Consider the following 23,178-nt stretch of genomic DNA (forward strand, 5'->3'; position numbering starts at 1 on the left):
GGACGGCACCCAGGAGGCGGAAGCGATGGCGTACGACGAGGTAGCGGGCGGGGCCGAGCGAGCCGGGGCCCTGGGCGCGCGACGTGCGGATGCGGCGGATCCGCCGTTGGCCATCCAGGTGCACGGCGCGAGGGTCCACAATCTGCAGAACATCGATGTGACGGTGCCGCTGCGCCAACTCGTCGCGGTCGCGGGAGTCTCCGGTTCCGGCAAGTCGTCGCTGGCGATGGGGGTGCTGTACGCGGAGGGCTCACGCCGCTACATCGAGGCCCTGTCCACGTACACCCGCCGACGCATGGCGCAGGCACCGCGCGCGGCGGTGGACAGCGTCGAGCACGTGCCCGCTGCCCTCGCCCTGCGGCAGCGGCCCGGGGTGCCGGGGGTGCGCAGCACTTTCGGTACGTCGACCGAGCTGCTCAACGTGCTCCGCCTGCTGTTTTCCCGGCTGGGATCACACCTGTGCCCCAACGGCCACCGCCAGGACCCGACGATCGACGTCGCCGCGGGACTGACCCTCACCTGCCCCGCGTGCGAGGTGACGTTCTACCCACCGGGCGCGGAGTCGCTGGCCTTCAACTCCGACGGGGCGTGCCCGCGGTGCACCGGCACCGGCACGGTCCGGGAGGTCGACGAAGCCGCTCTCGTCCCCGATCCGCAACGCACCATCGCCGAGGGGGCGGTGGCCCCGTGGTCGATGTTCGGGCTGACGGTGATGCCGCAAGTGGTCGCCGAGCTCGGGGTGCGCACAGACGTGCCGTACGCGCAACTGACCACACACGAGCGAGACGTGGTCATGCACGGCCCCGCGGAGCAGCGGCACATCAGCGTGCGGTCCAAGAACGGCAAGTACTTCGAGCTGGACTTCACCTACCGCAACGCCCGCCGGGCCGTGGAGGAGGCACTGAACAACGCCACCACCGAACGCGGACTGAACCGTGTGAACAGGTTCATCAGTGCCCAGGTCTGCCCGGACTGCCACGGTGCCCGGCTCAGCGAGCAGGCCCGCGCCACTCTCGTGAACGGCGTCAACCTCGCCGAGGCCACCGCGAAGACCCTCGACGAACTCGTCGCCTGGGCCCCCACCCTCGCGGACACCCTGCCGTCCGAGATGCGCTCCATGGCGCGGACCATCGTTGCCACCCTGCTGGAAACGGCTCGCCGCCTGATTGAACTCGGCCTGGGCTACCTCGGCCTGGACCGGGCGAGCTCAACCCTCTCGACCGGCGAGCGGCAACGCGTCCAGCTGGCCCGCGCGGTACGCAACCAGACCACCGGAGTGCTCTACGTCCTCGACGAACCCTCCATCGGCCTGCACCCCTCGAACGTGGACGGCCTGCTCGGCGTCATGCGCGACCTGCTGCGCGACGGCAACTCCGTCGTGCTCGTCGACCACGACGTCCAGGTCCTGCGCGAGGCCGACTGGCTCATCGAGATCGGCCCCGGCTCCGGCACCGAGGGCGGCACCGTCCTGGCCACGGGCGACGTCACCACCCTCGGCAAGGACCCCGACTCCCTGATCGGCGGATTTCTCACCGGGCGCGAACCCGTCCTCGTCCGCACGCGGGCCGACCGTGACGAGATGTTCGACCAGGGCCGCATCCATCTGTCCACCCGTCCGCTGCACACCGTGCACGCCCTGGACGTCGACATCCCGCGAGGCCGCCTGACCGCCGTCACCGGTGTGTCCGGATCGGGCAAGACCACCCTGATTCTCGAAAGTCTCGTCCCCGCGCTCCGGGCGACAACGGCGGGCAGCGCCCTGCCCGACCACGTCACCGCGGTGGACGCGCGGTCCCTCACACGGGTCAACATGGTCGACGCCACCCCCATCGGCACCAACGTCCGCTCCACCGTGGCCACCTACAGCGGTATCCTCGACGACCTGCGCCGCGCCTACGCCACCACCGACACCGCCAGGCAGCGCGGGCTCACCGCCGCGGACTTCTCCTACAACACCGGCTCCCTGCGCTGCCCCCGCTGCGAGGGCACCGGACAGGTCTCCCTCGACGTCCAGTTCCTGCCCGACGTCGACATCGCCTGCCCCGCCTGCGACGGCACCCGTTACGCCCCCGAGGCGGCCGACATCCTCCGCGCGACCCCCGACGGCCCGGCCGACGGGGTCAGTCTGCCCGGCCTGCTTGCCCTCACGGTCAGGCAGGCCGTCGAACAGGTCGCGGACATCCCCCGGGTGAGGAACCGGCTCCAGGCGCTCATCGACCTCGGCCTGGGCTACCTCACCCTCGGCGAAGACACCCCGGCCCTCTCCGGCGGCGAGGCACAGCGGCTCAAGCTCGCCACCGAGCTGACCCGGAACCAGTCCGACACCCTCTTCGTCCTCGACGAACCCAGCGTCGGCCTCCACCCCCTCGACATCCGCACGCTCCTGGACGTCCTGAAGCGGCTGGGTGACAAAGGCGCCACCGTCATCGTCATCGAACACGACCTCGACATGATCGCCAACGCCGACTACGTCATCGACATGGGCCCCGGAGGCGGCGCCGCCGGCGGCACCGTCGTCGCCTCCGGAACGCCCGACGACCTCTCGCGTGATCCGCTCAGCGTCACCGCCCGCTACCTCAGCAACCACCTGCACCCGACGAAGAGGTGAGCCCCGGGGCGGGCCGTACGCCCGCCCTGCAGCTGGGGGATGGCCTGGAAGCCGTTGGCGCAGGTGCCGTCCTCCTGTACGAACGCCACGTGGGTGCGGTGGTTGGCGCTGTCGCTGTTCTGGCCGACCCAGCAGCTCTGGAAGAAGGGCGTGCGGACCCCACTGCCGCCCTCGGGGCGGATCGGGTGCTTGTCCGTCAGTTGCCGGTCCTCGATTGACGTACTGCGACGACGCTGACAGCGACAGCTGGTCAGGATCGGACCCTGCCCTGGTTGTCGACCGCGCGAGCTCCTTGTACCGCCCGACTCCGCCAAGATCCCGAGTTCCAGCAACCGGAGAGCCCTCGAATGTCCAGTGCCACCACCGAGCAGGTCCTCGTCCGTGTGTACGGCGGGCCCACCACCCTCATCGAGTACGGTGGGCTCCGGTTCGTCACCAACCCCACCTTCGCCCCGCCCGGCGAATACCCCGTGCCCCTCCCCGGTGGTCACAAGCTCATCAAGACCAGACCGTCCGCCGTCGCCCCGGCCGACCTCGGCCCCCTCGACGCGGTCCTGCTCTCCCACGACACCCACGACGACAACCTCGACACCACCGGCCGCGCCTTCCTGCCCCACGTACCCGTCGTCTTCACCACCACCAGCGGCGCCGCCCGCCTCGGCGGGAACGCCCACGGACTGACGTTCTGGCAGAGCACCGAACCCTCACCGCCCTGCCCGCCGGATCATCCCCGCCCACTACGACAGCTGGGCCCACCTAAGCAAGGCCGCGCCGACATCGAGACCGCGTTCACCAACGCCGGCCTCACCCACCGCCTCGACTTCGCCGGACAGGCGCCGAATCCACGGCGGTCACCGGCGGACCACACCGCTGGGACTGGCGTTTACCCAGCCTCCGCGGCGCGCAACGAGTAGACCTGTGGGACGCGTTGCCCCGCCGGGAGACGGAAGTGGCCGTGGTCGTGCTCGTGCAGGAACTCCAGGCGGAGGCCCGCGGCAGTCAAGGCGCTGACGACATCGCCGACACCATGACGCCACTCGACGGTGACGGTGGCGGCCATGGGCGCGGCGGCGTCGGCATAGGTGCCGGGAGCGTCCACCACGATCGGGGCGCGGTGGAAGTAGTCCTGCTCGATCGTGCCGTCGTCGGCGAGCAGGTCGGCGACCGGGTGGTACTCGGCCAGGTAGAGGAAGCCCCCTTCGGCGACCAACGCGGCAGCCGTACGTGCCCAGCCGGCGATGTCCGGAAGCCAGCACAGCGCGCCGAAGCCGGTGTAGACGATGTCGAAGCGCTGCCCGTCCAGGGCCTGGACGGCGTCGTACACATCGGCGGTCACGAAGCGGGCGGTGGCGGCGCCGATCCGCGCGGCCAGGTCGCCGGCGACCTTGACGGCGGCCGGGGAGAAATCGAGACCGGTGACGGTGGCTCCGCGTCGGGACCAGGACAGGGTGTCCAGTCCGATATGGCATTGCAGGTGGAGCAGAGTCCTGCCCTGGACGTCACCGACCTCGGCGACCTCGAAGTCCCGGAGCGTGTCCTTGCCCGCGACGAAGGCGGGAAGGTCGTAGAACGGGCCGGACGTGTGGATGGGGACGCGTTCATCCCAGTTGGCGCGGTTGGCCGCGCGCCAGTCGGCGGCTCCTGGGATCGTCGTCACGGCGGGCAACGCTAGCCACGGAGACGGACGGTGATCAATCCATTTCCGCGTCACGGCACGCGTTCAGGCGCTCGCGGTCTCGTCCGGGTGGAGGGCGTCGAGGATGAGGGTGAGACCGAAGGTGAACTCGTCGGCGTAGTCGTAGCCGGGTTTGAGGACGTGCTCGGTGGCCAGCTCGGTGAGGTGGGGGTATTCGTCGGCGGGCATGTCGCGCAGGATGGCGTCAGTGACCTCGTTGAGCTCCGCCGCGCCGGTGAACGGCAGGCTCAGCTCCTGGAGTACGAAGCCGTAGAGGTAGCTGTCGATCAGCGAGATGGCGTGTGCGGCCATGCGGACGGAGAATCCTCCTGCGCGCAACGCGCCGATGACGGCGTCGTGGTGGCGCAGGGTCGCGGGGCCGGGCTGGGAGCGGGAGTCCAACAGGCCGATGGACCACGGGTGGCGCCGCAGGACGGTACGGGCGCAGACCGCGCGGTGGCGCATGGCGGTTTTCCAGTCCGTGTCGCGCCGCGGCAGGTCGATCTCGCCGAAGACCGCGTCCACCATGCCGTCGAGGATGTCCTCCCGGCCTGCCACGTGGTGATAGAGCGACATCGCCTCCACTCCCAGCGGTTCGGCGATGGCCCGCATGGTGAGCGCGGCCGATCCCTTCTCGTCGGCGACCGCCAGCGCCGTACGAATGACGCGCTCGCGACTGAGCGGGGTGCGCGCCGACGCCCTTCGCCGGCCCTTGCCTCCCTCGAGCATCCGCCCCTCCTTTTCCTTCCCTTGACCGCCTTACAGCATAAGGATAGCTTGCCTTACAACATAAGGTCGGCAGTCCGGCAAAGGGGATGCGGCATGAGCACGGATCGTGTGAAGAAGGTCTGCATCGTCGGGGCATCGGGGAAGCTCGGCCAGTACATGGTCGGGCACGCGCTGGAACGCGGCTACGAGGTGGTCGGCGTGTGCCGGGAGCGCAGCGTGCCCAAGTTGGCCGCGTTCGAAGGCCGGATGACCGTGGTCCCCGGACCCACGAACGACCCGGAGGTGATCAGGCGGGCGGTCGCCGGGTGCGACGGGGTGCTGACGGTGCTGGCGCCCTGGGGCGTGCAGCAGTACGCGTCCGGCACGGCGCAGGCGGTACTCGACCACGCGCGGCCGGGCGCGCGCCTGGTCTTCTCCTGCGGCTGGCACATCACGCGCGACGGCAAGGACAAGTACTCGCGCATGTTCACCATGGGCGTCCGGATCGCCGCCGTGCTGGCCAAGCTCGTCCGCGCCGTGGAGATCGACGACCAGGTGGAGGCGTGCCGACGGGTGTTCGCCAGCGGCACGCGGTGGACCGTGGTGCGCGGCAGCAGTCTGGAGGAGGGCGAAAGCCAGGGCCTGCCCGTGTGGAGCCGGCATGTGGGGGATCCGGTCCTGGCCGGCAATCTGACGCGCCGGGTGGACTTCGCACTGTTCATGGTCGAAGCGCTCACCGACGACGCGCTCGTCCAGGAGGCCCCCGCGATCGTCGGCTGCCGAACTCCCAGCGCGGTCGCCCATGCGGGCGGCGCCTCCGACCACGCCTGATACGGGGGGCGACGGCGCCGCCGGCACTGGCCCGGCAGGCAGCTCCGGGGCTCAATCTCCGTGGAGGGCTGGCCTGTTGAAGGCCTGGCGTTGTCGGTGGCGGATGCAAGCATGGTCTGTTGCGCGGGGATCGGCGGCGAGGGAGAGGACGTACACGGTGGTCTGGATCGACAAGTACCAGCGCGCGGACGGGACCGTCGTTCGGGCGCATTCCCGGTGGGCGCAGGGGGCGTGCCGGGAGATGACCGTCTTAGCCGTGGGCGCGTTGGCCGTGGTCGGGATGGGCGGCGGCAGGTGAGCCGCCGCCCGCGCCGCAGGACGCGCCGGCAGCAACAGAGGGACATGCAGTTCGGCGTCCTCGTGGTCGCCGCCGTGGCTGGGGTGGCTCTGGTCGTGACGGTGGTGAACTGGCTGCTCGTCCACTGGTGGGTGCTGCTCGTCGCCGCGGTTCTCGCCGTACTGGCCGGTGCCGGGTGGTGGCAGCGGCGGGTCCAGCGGGCCCGGTGGGAGCAGGCGCGGGCGCGTGCCCTGCGGTACGGGCTGGCGCAGTTGGACGCGCTGACGCACCGGCAGTTCGAGCACGCGATCCGGGACCTGATGTACCGCGACGGCTGTACGGACGCCGTGCAGGTCGGCGGGCAGGGTGACCTGGGGGCGGACGTGAAGGCCACGGACCCTCTGGGGCGGCGCTGGGTGATCCAGTGCAAGCACCGCGGGAACGGCGACCGGGGCGCGGCCGTGGGCACGCCGGATCTTCAGGTGCTGAACGGGACCGGTCGCCCGGTGCATGGGGCGGACGTCGTGGTGATGGTGACCAACGGCAGGATCACCCAGCCCGGCCGGGACTTCGCCCGGCAGCAGCGGCTCCACCTGGTCGACCGACGGGTCCTGGGGGAGTGGGCTGCGGGGTCGCGGCCGCTGTGGGAACTGCTGCGGGCTCTGCCGCCCCCGCGTAGGCCGTCAGCGCTCTCCTGACGGGGTGGCCGGAGCGCCGGCGGCCACTACCGGTATCCGGAATCGGCGGCGTCAGCAAGGAGGACCGCTGGGCCGCTCTCGTCCTGATGTAATGGATGCACTACGGATTCATTGCTTACATCGGGAGGGGTTTTGACTTTCAAGGAAAAGGCCGAAGCGGTAGGAGCATGGGTCGACGGCTGGGCCCTTTCACGTGGCGCGGCTGAACCGGAGTCCAGCCCTTGGGGTTTCACCATCGACGTCGGCCTCTCCCAGCACGTCATGCGTCACGTCCTCACCACCGCCGACGAGGCGACCGTCCGCAAAATCACCGAAAACACCACGGCCCCGGGCGTCTGGCTGAAGACGTTCGTGTCTCCGGAGACGCTCACACCCTGGCTGGCCCCCGGCTGGTCTCTGGCGGGTGGCCCCGGCTTCCTCATGTCCGCCGCGCTGCGCGCCACCCACGCCGAGGTCCCCGACGGGTACCGGCTGCACACCTGGAACCGTGCCGGCGTGATCCGCACCCTGGTGCGCACCTCCGACGGTGCTTTCGCCGCGCGTGGCCAGGTCGCCGTCACCGGCTCCGCCGCCGTTGTCGACCAGGTGGAGACCGATCCGGCTCACCAACGTCGCGGCCTGGGGCGCCTGGTGATGAGTACGCTCGCCGACGCGGCGGCCGGACAGGGCGCCACTGCGGGTGTGTTGGGTGCGACGCCGGAGGGGCGGGCGCTGTACGAGCGCTTGGGCTGGCGCGTTCTGAGCCCGCTGACCGGCGCGGTGCGAGACCAGGGTTCGGGTTGAGGCATGAGCCCAGTGTGGGTCGCGGCCTACTGGACCCCGGGCCGGCGGGGTCATGGCGGTTCGCTGCCGCTGCCGCGCCGCGAACCGCCTCGGCTCAGCCCAGCGCCTCCAACAGCGCGGTGACGTAGGCATCCAACCGCGCCTCCACGGCTCGCGTCGTCAGCTCCGTCCTCCCCGCCTCCCGCCATGACCGCGCCAGCAACCGCACTTCTTCCGAGCACGCCAGCGCGTCCCGCACCTGCCAGTACAGCCGTTCGCTCGTGGCCGCGGCCAGCAACCCGCCGGCCGCTTCATACGCCTCAGTGAATCGCAGGCCCCACGCCGGGCCGTGCAGCAGCGCGAGATTGGTGGAGCAGTGCGCCACATCGAGATCCGCCGGGCCCCAGGAGGTCGCTGCCCAGTCGACGACGCCGGTGATCCGGGCGCCTTCGGGACTTGGGGGCGGCACGTCGAACAGCACGTTGCCGGGGTGGAAGTCCCGGTGCAGGAATCGACCTTCATAGGGCGGCGCGGGCCCGCGGATCACGTCGATCGCCTCGGCCCATGCCGTCGCGTCGGCGCCCCTCGGAGGCACGACGGCGGTCGTCAACGTCACATACTTTTGGGGTCGTTCGGCGGGTCGTGCGCGGCGGTCGGATCAACCGCGACCAGTCCAGGCGCCGGCACGTCGGTCCCCGTGAGCAAGGACAGGGCACCGGCCTCCCTGTTCAGCCAGCCCTCGGCGTGCCCCACGTTGACGAAGGTCCGCAGCACCAGGTCGCGGGTGTCGCCGTCCCGCCCGTCGATGGTCAGCCGCCGCACTTCGGCGGTGATGCCACCGTGCAACGCCTCGGTTTTGACGACCTGTTCGCCGACCTCCAAGTGCCGGCTCACCCAAGCCAGTGTCAGTGGTCGGACATCCGCCGTCTCAGGTGGGCGATGGCGCGCGTCCAGGTCGATCGTGGCGCCCCGGCCGGCACGTCCCGTGCTTGTCACACGAGGGGGCTTTGTCCTGTCTCCTCTCGTGGGGACCGGGTTCGGCATTCTTCGGCCGCGGTCCGCCACGCTATTCGCAGAGATACGGCGACGGCTCTCATCGGGCCTGATCGTCGTGATCAGCAACCACGAAGGACACACTCATGTCGACCGCCGTCCCGTACACAGCGCTGACCGGCGTTTACACCATTGACCCGGCACACAGCACCATCGGTTTCTCCGTCCGGCATGCCGTGATCGCGAATGTGCGTGGGCGGTTCGCCGCATTCGAAGGGCTTGTCAAACTGGACGGGACCCACCCGACTCGCTCGGAGGCCTATCTGAGCATCCAAAGCGGCAGTCTGAGCACAGGGACACCGGACAGGGACGCCCGCCTCCTGGGTCCGGACTTCCTCGACGCCGCCACGTATCCGCTGATGGCGTTCCGTTCCGTAGCCCTCGCAGACCACGGAGAAGCCCAGTTCCGGATGTCGGGCTATCTCAGGATCAAAGACGTAGAACTCCCGCTTCATATGGACCTCGAGTTCGGGGGAGCCGTCCGGGACGACCTCGGACGCCAGCGTGTCGGCTTCTCCGGTACGGCCATCGTGCGCCGGTCCGATTGGGGACTTGGCTGGAGCACCCTCGCGGAGACCGGCGGCGCTCTTGTCAGCGACAAGGTGAAGTTGAGTCTCGACGTCTCCGCCGTTCAGCCGTCCCGCGCAGATGCTGCGTAACCCGTTGGACGAGGCAGGCCGGTTGCTCGAAAGCGGCTCAGCACTCGGCCCGCACGCGTCGCCCTGCCAAAGTCGCCCGCCGCGCTTCCAGACCACGGGGAACAGGTGTGTCGGAAGGTGGTGTTGGGTCTACCCCTGTGGTGGTGCTGGACCGCTGGTGAGCCGAGCGGGCCGTTTATAGCGTCGTGCTCATGATGGATGACACGAACGAAGAACGAACGGGCACCACCAGGCGGACGGCATTGCGTGGGCTGGGCGTCGCGGTGGGTGGCGCGGCACTGGCCACCGGGCTCGGAGCCTCGCCGGCCGCGGCGGACCCGCGTCGCGGGCCCACCACCTACGTGCTGGTGCACGGTACCCACAGCGCCGGCGCCTTCTGGATGCCGATCGCTCGGGAGCTGACGCTGCGCGGTCACCGCGTCGTCATGGTGGACCAGCCGCGGCACGGCGCGGAGGCTTTCGTGCCGGAGTCGTATCAGCGGCAGGACCTCACAGCGATGGCGGTCGAGCCCTCTCCACTGAAGGGCCTCGGGCTGGAGGACTACGAGGCGCGCGTCACGGGCATCGTGCGGTGGGCGGCACGGAACGGCCCGGTGGTGCTGGTCGGGCACAGCCTGGGTGGTGTATCGGTCAGCCGTGTCGGTGACGCCGTCCCGCATCTGCTGCACCACATTTGCTACATGGCGGCCTTCTGTCCCAGCCGCGTCCTGCCCACAGCGGACGCCTGCACGGCGGCGCCCGAGAACGCGAACGCCGTCAGCCCGGTCGAGTTGACGGTGGGTGACCCGGACCGGCTGGGTGTATTGCGTCTGAACTTCCGGACAGGTGACAGCCGTGAGCTGGCCCTGCTGAAGGAGATGATCTGCGCGGACTATTCCGACGCTGAATTCCGCCGGATACTGGCCGAAATGCAGACCGACGAGCCCATCGCCGCTTATGCGGGCCGAGCGGTCGGCCGGGTTGGTGGGTGGGGACGCATTCCCCGCGCCTACCTGCGTTTCGGCAACGACCGGACCATCGCCACCGCACTCCAGGACAGAATGATCGCGGAAGCCGACGCGTTCACGCCCGGCAACAAGTTCCGCGTGCACGATTTTCCCGGCGCGTCGCACGTCGGCCCTCTGGATCCCATCCCGGTCGCAGACATCCTGGACACGCTTGCAGCGTAGGCGGAATAGGGCTCGAAGAAATCACAGGCCAAAGTGTGGCTCTGCCGGGCGTCGGCGTAACGTCTCGGCGCGGCGGAACTTACGGTTTGTGGGTTACCCAGAGCAGTTCCGCCGGCCAGTGGTGCGCCCAGTCGGGTGGGTCGGTTTCGTTGTAGCCGTTGGGTGTTCCGGGTTCGGGGCGCGGCTCGATGAGGTCGTCGATGACGAGACCCGCGCCGCGCAGGACCCTGACCCAGTCGCCGTAGGTGAGCTGATAGCTGGTCGCGCCGTCGTCTTCGGCGATGGTGTTGAGCCCGAAGTAGTCCTGCTGCAGCGTCGTGGTCACGCGGCTGGCGGCCTCGTCGTAGCAAGCTTCGAACCAGGGGCTGGCGACGTTGAACACCAGGCGCCCACCTCGGTTCAGGACACGTGCGGCCTGCGGGACGGCCAGGTGCGGAGGCGCCCAGCTCAGCCCGCCGAAGTCGCAGAACACGACGTCGAAGCTGTCGGCGGCGAAGGGGAGCTGTTCGGCGGCGCCTTGCACCAGCGGGTAGCGGGCCGCTCCCATCGCACGGGCCGCTGCGGTGAGTTGGGCTTCGGAGAGGTCGAACCCGACCACGGTGGCGCCCTCGGCGGCGAGCGCCCTGGACCACTGGCCGGCGCCGCAGCCGAGTTCGAGGACGCGCTTGCCGGTGACGTCGCCCAGGGCTCGCAGGTGCGCGTCGGGGATGGAGTACATGCCCCACAGCCGGGGTGTGGCGCCGATTTGCGGGTCGTGCTTGTGCTGGTAGGCGCTGCTGATCTGGTTCCAGAGCCGCCGGTTGGCGGGGATGCTGTCCACGTGCCGACTCCAGCACTGTCTGCCGGGAGCGGTCAACACGATTAGGGCACTGGCCGGCTCTCGCCTCCCTGTCTCGCGCGTTGACATCCCACGGCACCGCCGCCCATATCGGGGCCGCTACGACCGTAGAGGAACCGCATAGAAGATGGGACTCCCTTTAGGGAGTCGGCTCGAAGACGCGCTGAGTTCCCCGGCTTGGCCAGGTGTTGAATCACATCGGTCTCTTTGAGTGGGGCACCCGGTGAATTTGCGTACTGATCCGTAACGACGGCACTTCGGGTGCAAGGATGAAGCCTGTCATGGATGCCGGGTGGTGTGCGCGTACGGTACGGGCCGCAGTGTTCGCGGCCGTGTGCGTGCTGCTTGCTGCCGTCGGGCACGTGATGATGTCGGGCTGCGCCATGCCCTGGTGGGCGCTGGTGGGCGGGTTCGTGGCGACGGGCGGTGTCGGCTGGGTGTTGGCCGGCCGGGAACGCGGGCTGACGCTGATCGCGGCGCTCGTGGTCGGGGGCCAGACAGTGCTCCACTGGGGTTTCTCGCTTGCGCAGTCGGCGGTGGCGCCGACGGCCTCGGGCTCGGCCGGTGATGGCATGGGCACGATGCGGATGGGCTCCATGGGGCACGACATGGGTTCCAGGGACATGGTTTCCATGGACATGAGCTCCGTGGACATGTCCTCCGTTGACATGAGCGGCATGCACGCGCACTCCACGTCCATGCCGATGCAGATGGGTATGAGCCACGCGAGTCACATCGGCCCGGGCGACGACGCCGGGCTGGGGTACTGGCTGGTGAGCGGTATGCCGTCGCTCGGCATGTCCGGGGCTCACCTGGTGGCTGCCGTGCTGTGCGGCCTGTGGCTGGGGTACGGCGAGCGTGCCGCGTACCGTCTGCTGCGGGCCGTGGGTGGGTGGCTGGCCGCGCCGTTGCGGTTGGTGCGTGTCCTGCCCGCGCTGCCGCGTCGCCCGCGCCGTCTGGTGCGGCGGAGCCGTTCGCGCTGGGCGCCGTACCGTCTTCATCTCGTTCACGCGATCACCAGGCGGGGGCCTCCATCGAGGACCGCTGTCGTCTAGGACAGCAGGTTTCCCGAGGCCGCTTTCGGGTGTCGTCGTCGACACCTCGCCTCGGTTCGCGGCCGTGCCTGCGCACGGTCGCCGTCCGCTTGTTGCTGGAACCGGCGTGTCCGCTTGCCGCCGTTCCATGCGTGATTCGCGAAGGACACATGGTGCTTGCTCCTGCCCTGCCCGCGTTACGTGGGCGCCGCCAGAAACGTAAGAAGCACGACAACACCGAAGAAGTCGACCGACTGATCACCGGATGGGCGTTGGCCGCCCGAGGCGGTGATCCGGATGCCGTCGAGCGGTTCATCCGTGCCCTGCACTGCGACGTGCTGCGCTACGTCGCGCACTTGAGCGCGGACCCGCAGTCGGCGGACGACCTGACCCAGGAGACGTTCATACGGGCGCTGGGCAGTCTGCACCGGTTCGAGGGGCGCTCCTCGGCCCGGGCTTGGCTGCTGTCGATCGCGCGCCGGGCTGTGATCGATGATTTCCGGCGTGCCGCCGCGCGGCCCCGCCTGGCCGATCGTCATGACTGGCGGCTGGCTGCCGAACAGACCCAGCCGGTCGACGTGCCGGGGTTCGAGGAGGGCATCGCGCTCCTCGACCTGCTGGCCACGCTGCCGGACGAGCGCCGCGAGGCGTTCGTCCTCACCCAGCTGCTCGGCCTGTCGTACACGGAAGCGGCCGACGCCACCGACTGCCCGGTCGGGACGATCCGTTCCCGCGTGGCCCGGGCCCGCGCCACGCTGCTGGAACTGCTCGCCGATCCGGAGCGGCCCGGTACGGACAGTGCCGCTCCGCCGTCGGTCATCCGCCCGCCGGACTCGGAAGCAGCCGTCCTGGTGGCTGCGGCGGCCTGACTGGGAGGCTCGGTGCGTGCACCGAGCCTCCCAGGGGGGTCCCCGGCGAAGGGCCACCACCATGGACAAGGATGGCCGTGTCACCACCGCGGGAGTCATTCCTTCGGGTTCTTCAGGTCGTGCCTCACGCGTACCGGCGTCGGTACGCGTGACAGGGTGGGGTCGGAACCGGTCGGCCCGCAGGGAGAGTTGGTGAGCTTGTCGGCATGGGGTCTTCTCTGACCGTCGGTGTCTTCGTGTTCGAGGACGCCGAGGAACTCGATGTCGCCGGACCGTGGGAGGTTCTCGGTTTCTGGGCCGCGCACGTCGCCACGGCGCCCGTCCGCCTGGTCACCGTCGGTCGAGAGGAGGGGTGGGTGCGCTGTGCCAAGGGACTTCGCCTGGGTGTGGATCACGGCCTTGCCACGGCCCCCGCACTCGACGTGCTGATCCACCCGGGCGGTGACGGCACGCGTGTGCTGAAGCAGGACAACGCACATCTGAGCTGGCTGACGCGACTGCACGAGCAGGGGGTGCTGCTGGCGAGCGTGTGCACCGGCTCGCTCGTACTGGCGGCGGCCGGGCTGCTGAAGGGGCGTCCCGCGACCACGCACCGCGACTTCGCCGGGAAACTGGCGGCCATCGACGACACGATCGACGTCCGCGCCACCGACCGGTACGTCGACGACGGCGACATCGTCACCAGCGCGGGAGTGTCCGCCGGCATCGACATGGCCTTCCACCTGGTGGAGCGGCTGGACAGCGCGGAGGCGGCGGCCGAGGTCCGCCAGGGGACGCAGTACGATCGGCCCGTCGGCTGACCTTCGGCCCGTCGGCTGACCTTCGGCCCGTCAGCCGACCTTGGCCTCCGACAGCCGCTCCAGGGCGAGAGGCTGGGCCGCGTAGGTGATGCGTACGACGCCGTCGGGGTGACGGTCCGCGGTCGCGGCCACCCCGAACACCTCACGCAGCAGACCGGGGGTCAGCACGTCCAGGATCGGGCCCGCGGCCACCACCTGGCCCTCGTGAAGTGCGACGAGGTGGTCGCACAGGCGGGCGGCGAGGTCGAGGTCGTGCAGGACGGCGAGGGTCGTGATGCCGGTCGCCCGGATGAGGTCGAGGAGTTCGAAGCGGGCGCGGATGTCCAGATGGTTGGTGAGCTCGTCCAGGACGAGGAGCCGGGGCCGCTGGGCGAGCGCGCGCGCCAGCAGTACGCGCTGGCGTTCGCCGCCGGACAGGCAGGTGACGTCGCGGTCGGCCATGTGCCGGATTCCGCACAGGTCGAGAGCCTCGTCCACGGCTTCGCGGTCGTCGCTGCTGTCGCGGCCGATGAGTCCGTGGTGCGGGGTGCGTCCGAGAGCCACGATCTCGGTGACGCACATGCCGGTCGGGCTGCTGCTGGCGTCCTGGAGGACGGCGGCGGTGCGGCGGGCGGCGCGGCGTGCGGTCAGGGTCCATACGTCGTCGCCGTCCACCCGCACCACGCCACGGTGGGGGCGCAGGGAGCGGTAGACGGTGCGCAGCAGCGTGGACTTGCCGCTGCCGTTGGGGCCGATGAGGCCGACGATGTCGCCGGGCTGGGCCTCCAGGTTCACGTCGTGGAGGATCGGGCGGTGCCCGAGCTCGACGTGGATCTGTTCGACGGTGAGCTTCATACGGTGTCCAGGCTCTTGTTGCGGCGCAGCAGCCACAGGAAGAAGGGTGCCCCGAACAGGGCGGTGAGGATGCCGAGGGGTAGTTCGTTGGGGCGGTTCACGGTGCGGGAGAGCAGGTCGACGACGACCAGGTAGATGGCGCCGACCAGGGCGGACTGGGGAAGGAGTCGGCGGTGGTCGGCGCCGGTCGTGAGCCGTACCAGGTGGGGGATCATCAGGCCGACGAAGCCGATCCCGCCGGCGACGGCGATGACCGTACCGGTCACCAGGGAGGACAGCGCCAGCAGGAGGGCGCGCAGGCGGTGCACGTCGACGCCGAGGGCGGTGGCGGACTCGTCGCCGACGAGCAGGGCGTTGAGCCGGCGGCCGAAGAGGGTGAGGACCACGGTGGTGGTGAGGACGACGGTGGTGACGATGGGAAGCTGTCCCCACTGGGCGCCGGCGACGCTGCCCAGCATCCAGAACATGACCGTGCGCAGTTCGGTCGGGGTGGCCCGCAGCTGCAGGTAGCTGGTGGCGGCCAGGAACAGGTAGCCCACGGCCACTCCGGAGAGAACCAGACGCGTGGGTGCGAGGCGTCCTTGCTTCTGGCCGAGGAGGAAGACCAGGGCGGCCGCCGCCGCGGCACCGAGGAAGGCGGCGGAGGAGACCCCGAGCCCGCCGAGCGCGCCGCTGGTGAGCGTGATGACGAGCACGGCGCCCAGCGAGGCACCGGACGAGACGCCCAGCACGTAGGGGTCGGCGAGCGGGTTGGCGACGACGGCCTGCAGCACGACCCCGGCGATGGCGAGTCCCGCGCCGACCAGCGCGGCCAGCACCACGCGCGGCGTGCGGAAGTTCCAGACGATCTGGTCCGTGGCGGGATCCACGCCCAGCCCGCCGCCGGTCAGGTGCCGCCAGATGATCCGCCACACGTCGGCCACCGGCACGGTCACCGCACCGATGCTGATCGCCACGATCATGGCGCCCAGGAGCACGGCCACCAGCACCACCAGCACCAGCACGGGGTTCAGCCGTTTGGGCCGGTCCGGTCGGGTCAGAGGGCGTTCGGGTGCAGCATCCTGGCGATCTTCTCCACGGCCAGGTCGTTGCTGGGCCCGAGGTAGATCGAGTCGGACAGCACGAGGGAGCGCTTGTTCTTCGCGGCCGGCCACTGGGGGAACTCCTTGAGCAGTTTGCGGGCGTACGCCTCGGGGTTCGGGTCGTTGTAACTGATCACCACGAGGGCATCCACCTGCTCGGCGGCGACCTTCTCCTTGCTCAGGTCGGCGAAGGCGGTCTTGGAGGTGGAGGAGAAGGCGTTGCTGCCGCCCGCCTTGGCGAGGACGTCGTTCCAGATGCCGTGGGCCGCGATGGAGCTGAAGTCGTTGCCGCCCATGCTCATGTTGGAGAAGACCACCATGACGTTGGGCTTCTTCTCGCCCTTCACCTTGGCCGACACGTCGCTGATCCGTTTGCGCGACTCGGTGATGAGCTTGTCGGCGCGCTTGCCGACGTTGAAGATCTTCCCCAGGTCGCGCAGCAGCTGATAGCTGTCGTCGATGGTCATGCGGGAGGTGTCCTGATCACAACCCTGGGGGGACACATAGGAGTTCGCGCCGACCGCCTTGAGGTCGTCACGGGTCGCGAAGCCGTTCTTGGCGTCGAAGCCGTACGAGGTGGTGGACAGCACCAGGTCCGGGCTCAGGCCCAGCATGGCCTCGCGGGGGATGTCGTAGGCGTCGTTGGGCTTGATGTCGCCGGTGGGCAGCTTCTTGATGGCCGCGGCCCGGCCCGGGACCTCGGAGCGGCCGTAGGACTGCCCGTTCGCCACGATCCGGTCACCGAGCCCGAGCGCCAGCAGCGAGGAGACCTCCGCGACGGAGGCACCGTTCATCACGACCACCCGGCCGGGTGCCTTGGTGTACGTGGTGGTCTGTCCGCAGTTCTTGAGCGTGACCGGATATCCGGGGGCGCTCGCGTCCCCGACGGCCTTGGCCGTCGGGGACGACGAGGCCCCGCATGCCGTGGCGGCCAGGCACAGGGCGCCGGCCAGGGCCACGGCAGCGGGCCGTTTCGTCTGCACACGATCTCCTAGGGACGGGAAGGACTCCGCTCAAGTAGTCGGTGCGGTGCGGGCCTGAGTTCCCAGGAGGTCACTCCTTCCGTCTTCCGGGGCCGGCAGGATCCCGTTTTTCACGCAGTGGTCCAGATATCGGAACACCAGTGCTCGATCGACCCGCGGGCAGGTGATGCCGGTGCCCTCGAGTCCGCGCAGCACGTTGTCCGCGCGGACGCGGCCCAGCGCGAGTTCCGGCTCGGCGTCGTCGTCGGTGGTGAGGGTGTCGAAGAACGCTCCGGTGGTCGCCGCCACGTCGGCGGAGCGGGGCAGTTCCTTCTGCCACCGCGTCAGAGGGAGGCGACGGACGGCGTATCCGTACTCCTGCACCCAGTCGTACACGTCGGCCAGTCGTACGGGGGCGGCGGGAGCGTGGTTGAAGACCGTGCCGGGTGGCGCGGTCAGGGACAGCCGTACGACGGCGCGGGCGACGTAGTCCGCCGGGGTCCACACCTCGGCCTCGAACAGGTCGGGCACGATGCCGGCGGGGATACCGGAGGCCAGGACGCTCCACAGGAAGTCCCGGCGGTTGACCTGGCCGGTGTCCGGTGCTCCCGTCACGCGGCCCAGGCGGTGCAGGGTGACGGGGAGACCGCGTTCGGCGGCCTGTTCCAGGAGGCGTTCGGAGGCCCACTTGGACTGCTGGTAGCCGCTGACCAGCCCCGGATGCGGCGGGAAGAACGTCTCGGGCACGTCCGGGCTCTGGCTGCGGGGCGGGGCGACGGACAGGGTCGACACCAGGTGGACCGGGATCGAGCGTGCGCAGGCCATGCGCAGCAGCTGACGGGTGGACTCGGTGTTGGCGGCGCGCAGGCTGCCGTAGTCGCGCATGATGCTGACCGTCGCCGCGTTGTGGATTATGGCGTCGCAGGTTCGGGCCAGTTCGTCGAACCGGCCGGCACCGAGGCCCAGGTCCGGGCGGGCGAGGTCGGCGGGGACGGCGATGATCCGTTCGGCGCCCGCCGGAAGCGGGATCTCCTGAGCACTCAGGGCCTGACGGATGCGGTCGGCGGCCTCGGCGGGGGTCGCGGCCCGGACCGGGCAGACGATTTCGGCGTCGGTGGCACCCAGCAGTTCGACCAGCAGATGGGGGCCGACGAACCCGGTGGCACCGGTGAGCAGGATGGTGCGTGGTGTGCCGGTCGTACGGTGCGAGCCGCGGGGCCGGATGTCGTCGTCGAGGACGGTGTCGGCCAGGACCGTCTCCAACAGGGCGGCCGCGGCGGCCGGTGCGTCCTCGCGGTGCTCCAGGCGGTGTGCGAGGTCGGCGGCGGTCGGATGCTCGAAGAGCCAGGCGACGCGGACCTCCCGCTCCAGCTCGACGCCGAGCCGGTTGGCGACCTGGATCGCCTGGAGCGACTGGGCACCGAGGTCGAAGAAGTCGTCCTCGGGGGTCATGTGCTCGACGCCCAGGATCTGGGCCCAGATACGGATGATGGTCGCCTCCAGGCCGCCCGCTTCCTCGGCCGGGGCAGCCTGCTCTTCCACGACCGTGCTGAGGGCTTTCCTGTCGATCTTCCCCGTGCTCGTGCGGGGCAGCCGGTCGGTGAATGCCACGGCCGACGGGACCATCGCCGCCGGCAGGACCTTCCGCAGCCCCTCGCGCACCTCCGCCGCGGTGGGCCGGGGATCCTCCGCGACGACGTGGGCGGCCAACCGCCGCGTCCCGTCCGCGAGCACCTGGCCGACGACGGCGGCTTCGCGGACGTGCGGCTGGGCGAGGAGGGCGGCCTCGACCTCCGAGGGATGGACACGATGTCCACTGATCTTGAACTCGTCGTCCGCCCGTCCCAGGAACCTCAGTTGTCCGTCCTCGCCCAGGCGCACCAGATCGCCGGTGCGGAAGGCCCTCGGACTGCCCGGTAGCTGGGGAAGCGGTGCGAACCGGGCGTCGTCCGGCGCGTCCGCGCCGCGGTAGCCCAGCGCCAGCGCGTCGCCGACGAGGTGGAGCTCGCCGCCGACGACGGCTGCGCGCATGCCGGGCAGCGGGACTCCGATCGGCACGTCGCCCGGGTCAGCGGGCCCTTCGTGGAGTGCGGCGACCGTGGCCACCACCGTCGCCTCGGTCGGGCCGTAGGTGTTGAACAGCTGTACCGATGTGCCGACCGTGTTGCGCCAGCGGTCGACGCGTTCGGGCAGGGCGGCCTCTCCGCCGATGATGACGGTGCGCACCCCGTCGGGCAGGGGGGTGTTGCCGGTGGAGACGGTGTAGGCCAGTTCGTGCCAGTAGGCCGTGGGCAGGTCCAGGACGCTGATCCGCAGCTGGTCGACCGCGCGCAGGAACTGGGGCACCGACTCGGTCATCCCGCGGGTGCGGATGACGAGGGTGGCGCCCGTGCACAGGGTGAGGAAGACCTCCTCGACGCTGGCGTCGAAGTGCAGGGGCGCGAACTGCAGGACGCGGTCCTCGCGGCGCAGGCCGTAGCGGTGTGCGGCGCCCGCGACGAACGTGGCCAGCGCACCGTGGCTGATCTCCACACCCTTGGGCCGGCCGGTGGAGCCCGAGGTGTGGATGAGGTAGGCCGGCTCGTCCGCCGGTCCGGCCGGGGCGACGGGTGCCTCGGCGTGATCGCCGAGGGCGTCCAGCGCGAGGACGGGCCGGTCCGCGAAGCGAGCGGTGTGCGCGCTGTGGGTGAGGATGAGCGAGGGTCGCGCGCTGTCCAGGAGCGCGCGCGTCCGCGTTTCCGGGGCGTCGGGGTCGAGCGGGCAGTACGCGGCGCCCGAGAGCAGGACGGCGAGGATGGCGGTGACGGCGTCGATGCCGCGCGGCAGGGCGACGGCCACGACCGCGCCGGGGCCGACATCCCGGGCGGCGAGGCGTCGCGCGAGCTGTCGCGCTGAGCCGAACAGCTCCGCGTAGGTGATGCTCCGTCCTTCGTGCTCGACGGCGGGAGCGCCTCCGGAGCGGGCGGCATGGTCGGCGATGAGGCTCAGTACCGGCCGGACCGGGCCGGGCAAGGGCCCGCCGTCCAGGACGGTGCACGGGCGTCGGCCGATCGCGCGGTCCGGTGCGGCGAGCGCTTCGCGCAGCAGAGTCAGCAGTGCCTGCTGGTGTGTGGCCAGGTCTGCCGCGTCGTAGAGGTCGGGGTTGGCGTCGACGGCGATGCGCAGGCCGGCGCCCTCGGCGCGGTCGTACACGTTGACCGCGAGGTCGTCGACGGGGCCCGCGGAGACGTTGTGGACCGTGCTGCGGTGGCCGGCGAACCGCAGGTCGTACTCGAAGGGCATGATGTTCACGCCCGGCCCGGACAGCCGTCGCTTGCCGCCGACCAACTTCAGGTCCCGCCGCAGCTGTTCGTAGCGGTACCTCTGGTGCGGTCGGCCGGCGCGGAGCTCCTGTGCCACCTTGGTGGCCAGGTCCCGCAGGCTGTCCTGCTCGTCCACCGCGACGCGCAGGGGCAGGATGTTGCGCACCATGCAGGGCACGCGCAGGGACACCGAGCCGAGGCGGCCCATGGCCGGCAGGCTCAGCACGACCTCGGGGGCCGCGCTGACCTGGTGGATGTAGGCGGCGGTGACGGCGAGCAGGAGATCGGACCACGTCACCGACAACTCGTCGGCGACGGCGCGCAGCCGCTGGGACTCGGCGGGATCCAGGTCGACGACGCGGCGCAGGAAGGTGCGGGCGGGGAGCGCCTGTTCGGTGGTGAGGCTGGGCACCGCGGTCCGGTCCGCGAAACGCTGCGTCCAGTAGGCGCGGTTCTTGGTGAAACGCTCCGAGGCGCGGTAGGCGGCCTCCTCCTGCCGGACCGACTCCAGGGTGCCGAAGCCGCTCTCGCCAAGCGGGGCGTCCTCCATCAGGGCCGTGTACACCTCTGCCACGCGGCGTGCGACCAGGGACAGGCCGAAGCCGTCGAGTGCGATGTGGTGGACGCGGTGATACCAGAGGAACTCGTCGGGGGCCGTACGCAGCAGGGCATGGCCGAAGACCGGGTCGCGTTCCAGGTCGAGGGGGCGGGCGATGTCCTGGGTCATCCACGCCAGGGCGGCCTGGTGCGGGTCCGCTGTGTCGGTCAGGTCGGCGATGTGCGGTTCCCACTCGATGCCGGGGACGCTCACCTGCCAGGGCCGGCCCGTCTCGTCGGTGACGAAGCGGACGTTCAGGGCCTCGGCCTCCGCCACGGCGTGGCGCAGGGCCTTGTCGAAGACGTTGGGGTCCACCGGGCCGTGGATGTGCACGTATTCGGCGGTGTTGTAGGCGGGGCTGTCCGGATCGAGCTGGTGGCCGGTCCAGATGCCCTCCTGGGCGGCGAGGAGCGGCCGGCGCTCGGCGTGGTTCTCAGGCGTCGGCATGAGCCGCTCCCGCCTGGCGTTCGGACAGCAGCTGCCACCACGAGCCGAAGGAGGTGCGCTCGGCGAGCTCGACGAAGCTCACCTCCGCGCCGGCGGTCCGCCATCGCTCGGCGAGGGTGGTGATGCGCAGCGAGTCCAGGCCCGCGTCCAGGGGGTTTTCGTCCAGGTCGACTTCGTCCGGTTGCTGGTGCAGGAACTCCGCCAGATCGGCGCGGAAGGCGTCCAGCGTCAGGGGCTCAGGCATGGTGTTCTCTCTTGGTAGCTGCACGGGGTGCGCGGGGGCCGGTCAGTTGACCTTGCGGTCGGCGGCGCTCCAGAAGCGGTCGCGCAGTTCACGGCGGAGGATCTTGCCGCTCGGATTGCGCGGAACATGGTCGATGAACTCGTAGGCCGCGGGCAGCTTGAAGGCGGCCAGTCGGTCGACGAGGAAGCGGTGCAGGTCCCGCGGGGAGGGCTCCTGCCCGGCCACGGGTACGACGAAGGCGTGGACCTTCTCGCCCCACCGCTCGTCGGGGGCGCCCACGATCACTGCCTCGGCCACGCCGGGGTGACGCTCCAGGACGTTCTCGATCTCGGCGGGGTAGACGTTCTCGCCCGCGACGAGGATCGCGTCCTTGATGCGGTCCTGGATGAAGATGTAGCCGTCCTCGTCGATGTATCCGGCGTCGCCGGTGTGGATCCAGCCGTCGACGAGGGTCTCGGCGGTCTTGTCGGGCAGAGCCCAGTACTCGACCATGTGGGCCGGCGTGGCCAGGCAGATCTCGCCGATGGCGCCCGTGGGCAGTTCCTTGCCGTCCCCGTCGATGACCTTGCTGCCGACTCCCGGGTACGGGTGTCCCGCGGCCTTCATCCGGGGGTGGCCGGGAATGTGGTCGGCGGGCGGCAGGCATACGGCGGTGTTACCGGTTTCGGTCAGGCCGTAGATCTGGGCGAACTCGCTGCCGAACATGGCCAGGCTCTCTTCGAGGAGGGTCTCGGAGATCGGCGAGCCGCCGTAGACGATCTTGCGGAGGGTGGTGAAGTCGTCCGGCTTCACGCCGGGTTCGGCCAGCATCATGCGCAGCATGGCGGGGACCACGCAGGCGGTGGTGATGCCGCGGTCGCGGATGAGGTCGATCGCGTCCCGGGGTGCGAAGGCGCGCATCGCGGCCACGGTGACACCGGCGTTGAAGTTCTGGGTGGCCCACCACAGGCCGCCGACGTGGAAGCCGGGGATGCCGACCAGGGCGACGTCGCCGGTTCGCCAGTCGATCCAGTCGAGTCGCTCGCCGGCCAGGGCGTCACGGATGGCGAAGAAGCTCCGGTGGGCGAGGACGACTCCCTTGGGCAGGCCGGTGGTTCCGCTGGTGTAGAGCTGCGCGACCGGTGTGTCGGGGGTGGGGGAGGAGGCGGGCTCGGTGTCCGGGTGCTCCGCCTTCCAGGCGTCGAAGCCGTCGTCGGTGCCCAGCCGGACGACCGTCTTCGGCGGGGCGGTCGGCAGCCGGTCCAGGACGGGCGCGAACTCGTCCTCCAGGAAGAGCAGTTCGCTGCCGGAGTCCTGGAGGATGTGGCTGACCTCGGGCGCGGTCAGCCGCCAGTTGATGGGCACCAGAACGGTCTCGCTCTTGGCGCAGCCGAACAGGATCTCGTAGTAGTGCTCGGATTCCTTGCCCAGGTAGGCGACGCGGGCGCCGGGACCGGCCCCGGCGGCGCCCAGGGCATGGGCGATGCGGTTGCTCTCGCCGTGCAGTCGGGCGTACGTGAGGTCGCGGTCCTCGCAGGTGACCGCGGTGACCTGCGGGCTGTGCGCGGCGTGGAAGCGGGCTGTGTCGACGAGGGTCTTGAGCTGTGGGTGGTGCAGCCTTTCGCCGGGTGTCCCGGGCGCGGACGGTTCGGCCATGGGCGGGTCTGCCTCTCGTTCTGCTCTGTGTCGGCCGGAGGGCGTGCCGCCGCCGGGTGCGACGGCGGCACGCCGAGGTGCGGTTGCCGGGTG

General features: G+C 70.4%; 19 protein-coding genes and 2 pseudogenes. 10 read left to right on the top strand and 11 right to left on the bottom strand.

Annotated elements, in window-relative coordinates; all coding sequences use genetic code 11:
- The first annotated feature begins 25 nt into the window (after positions 1–25).
- Positions 26–2,608: an excinuclease ABC subunit UvrA gene (locus tag K4B79_RS09860; RefSeq protein ID WP_232026066.1), complete on the top strand. Its 2,583-nt coding sequence runs from the start codon at positions 26–28 to the stop codon at positions 2,606–2,608.
- Positions 2,609–2,634: 26 nt separating this feature from the next.
- Here the strand turns inward: K4B79_RS09860 and K4B79_RS47700 are convergent.
- Positions 2,635–2,940: pseudogene (locus tag K4B79_RS47700) on the bottom strand (DUF1996 domain-containing protein); the annotation flags it as partial.
- Positions 2,941–2,955: 15 nt separating this feature from the next.
- Here K4B79_RS47700 and K4B79_RS09870 point away from each other — a divergent pair.
- Entirely contained in the window at positions 2,956–3,522 is a 567-nt protein-coding gene (locus K4B79_RS09870; RefSeq protein WP_232026068.1) for an MBL fold metallo-hydrolase, read from the top strand.
- Here K4B79_RS09870 and K4B79_RS09875 read toward each other — a convergent pair.
- Positions 3,492–4,265, bottom strand: coding sequence for a class I SAM-dependent methyltransferase (locus tag K4B79_RS09875; RefSeq protein ID WP_232026070.1), 774 nt, complete (start codon positions 4,263–4,265; stop codon positions 3,492–3,494). The genes K4B79_RS09870 and K4B79_RS09875 overlap by 31 nt on opposite strands.
- Positions 4,266–4,328: 63 nt before the next feature.
- A complete protein-coding gene (locus tag K4B79_RS09880) occupies positions 4,329–5,012 on the bottom strand; it encodes a TetR/AcrR family transcriptional regulator (RefSeq protein WP_232026072.1) in 684 nt (227 codons plus the stop codon).
- Between the two features lie 93 nt (positions 5,013–5,105).
- Here K4B79_RS09880 and K4B79_RS09885 point away from each other — a divergent pair, with 93 nt between their 5' ends.
- The 3 genes from K4B79_RS09885 to K4B79_RS09895 all read left to right on the top strand — a co-directional run bounded on the left by K4B79_RS09885 (position 5,106) and on the right by K4B79_RS09895 (position 7,580).
- Positions 5,106–5,822, top strand: coding sequence for an NAD(P)-dependent oxidoreductase (locus tag K4B79_RS09885; RefSeq protein ID WP_232026074.1), 717 nt, complete (start codon positions 5,106–5,108; stop codon positions 5,820–5,822).
- A gap of 342 nt (positions 5,823–6,164) precedes the next feature.
- A complete protein-coding gene (locus K4B79_RS09890; protein ID WP_232026076.1) occupies positions 6,165–6,797 on the top strand; it encodes a restriction endonuclease in 633 nt (210 codons plus the stop codon).
- A 132-nt stretch (positions 6,798–6,929) separates the two neighbouring features.
- Positions 6,930–7,580 carry a GNAT family N-acetyltransferase gene (locus tag K4B79_RS09895; RefSeq protein ID WP_232026078.1) on the top strand — a complete coding sequence of 217 codons (651 nt, stop codon included), beginning with the start codon at positions 6,930–6,932 and terminating at the stop codon, positions 7,578–7,580.
- A 94-nt stretch (positions 7,581–7,674) separates the two neighbouring features.
- Here K4B79_RS09895 and K4B79_RS09900 read toward each other — a convergent pair.
- Positions 7,675–8,453: pseudogene (locus K4B79_RS09900) on the bottom strand (phosphotransferase family protein).
- A gap of 245 nt (positions 8,454–8,698) precedes the next feature.
- Between K4B79_RS09900 and K4B79_RS09905 the strand changes: the two are divergent.
- Entirely contained in the window at positions 8,699–9,271 is a 573-nt protein-coding gene (locus tag K4B79_RS09905) for a YceI family protein (RefSeq protein ID WP_232026080.1), read from the top strand.
- A gap of 185 nt (positions 9,272–9,456) precedes the next feature.
- Positions 9,457–10,440 carry an alpha/beta hydrolase gene (locus K4B79_RS09910; RefSeq protein WP_232026082.1) on the top strand — a complete coding sequence of 328 codons (984 nt, stop codon included), beginning with the start codon at positions 9,457–9,459 and terminating at the stop codon, positions 10,438–10,440.
- Positions 10,441–10,519: 79 nt separating this feature from the next.
- Here K4B79_RS09910 and K4B79_RS09915 read toward each other — a convergent pair whose 3' ends face one another.
- The gene (locus K4B79_RS09915) at positions 10,520–11,260 is read right to left on the bottom strand and encodes a class I SAM-dependent methyltransferase (protein ID WP_232026084.1); all 741 of its coding nucleotides are present in this window, start codon (positions 11,258–11,260) and stop codon (positions 10,520–10,522) included.
- 299 nt (positions 11,261–11,559) lie between these two features.
- On the opposite strand from K4B79_RS09915, the gene K4B79_RS09920 reads away from it, so the two are divergent.
- The 3 genes from K4B79_RS09920 (at position 11,560) to K4B79_RS09930 (ending at position 13,981) form a co-directional block, all read left to right on the top strand.
- Positions 11,560–12,333 (top strand): hypothetical protein, encoded by a 774-nt coding sequence (locus tag K4B79_RS09920; RefSeq protein ID WP_232026086.1) that lies wholly within the window; start codon positions 11,560–11,562, stop codon positions 12,331–12,333.
- Between the two features lie 152 nt (positions 12,334–12,485).
- The gene (locus K4B79_RS09925; protein WP_232026247.1) at positions 12,486–13,181 is read left to right on the top strand and encodes a sigma-70 family RNA polymerase sigma factor; all 696 of its coding nucleotides are present in this window, start codon (positions 12,486–12,488) and stop codon (positions 13,179–13,181) included.
- 206 nt (positions 13,182–13,387) lie between these two features.
- On the top strand, positions 13,388–13,981 hold the full coding sequence (locus tag K4B79_RS09930) for a DJ-1/PfpI family protein (protein WP_232026088.1): 594 nt from the start codon (positions 13,388–13,390) through the stop codon (positions 13,979–13,981).
- Between the two features lie 30 nt (positions 13,982–14,011).
- On the opposite strand, the gene K4B79_RS09935 is transcribed toward K4B79_RS09930, so the two are convergent.
- The 6 genes from K4B79_RS09935 to K4B79_RS09960 form a co-directional block, all read right to left on the bottom strand.
- Positions 14,012–14,815 (bottom strand): ABC transporter ATP-binding protein, encoded by an 804-nt coding sequence (locus K4B79_RS09935; protein ID WP_232026090.1) that lies wholly within the window; start codon positions 14,813–14,815, stop codon positions 14,012–14,014.
- Complete coding sequence (locus tag K4B79_RS09940) at positions 14,812–15,777, bottom strand: FecCD family ABC transporter permease (protein WP_232026248.1); 966 nt, start codon at positions 15,775–15,777, stop codon at positions 14,812–14,814. Before K4B79_RS09940 ends, K4B79_RS09935 begins: the two co-directional genes overlap by 4 nt.
- A 74-nt stretch (positions 15,778–15,851) precedes the next feature.
- A complete protein-coding gene (locus K4B79_RS09945; RefSeq protein WP_232026091.1) occupies positions 15,852–16,880 on the bottom strand; it encodes an ABC transporter substrate-binding protein in 1,029 nt (342 codons plus the stop codon).
- Between the two features lie 30 nt (positions 16,881–16,910).
- Positions 16,911–21,206: a non-ribosomal peptide synthetase gene (locus K4B79_RS09950; RefSeq protein ID WP_232026092.1), complete on the bottom strand. Its 4,296-nt coding sequence runs from the start codon at positions 21,204–21,206 to the stop codon at positions 16,911–16,913.
- On the bottom strand, positions 21,193–21,450 hold the full coding sequence (locus tag K4B79_RS09955; protein ID WP_232026093.1) for a phosphopantetheine-binding protein: 258 nt from the start codon (positions 21,448–21,450) through the stop codon (positions 21,193–21,195). Before K4B79_RS09955 ends, K4B79_RS09950 begins: the two co-directional genes overlap by 14 nt.
- A 42-nt stretch (positions 21,451–21,492) precedes the next feature.
- Positions 21,493–23,085, bottom strand: coding sequence for a long-chain-fatty-acid--CoA ligase (locus tag K4B79_RS09960; protein ID WP_232026094.1), 1,593 nt, complete (start codon positions 23,083–23,085; stop codon positions 21,493–21,495).
- Positions 23,086–23,178 lie beyond the last annotated feature (93 nt).

It is taken from the genome of Streptomyces lincolnensis, assembly GCF_021173675.1.
Classification (GTDB): Bacteria; Actinomycetota; Actinomycetes; order Streptomycetales; family Streptomycetaceae; genus Streptomyces; species Streptomyces lincolnensis_B.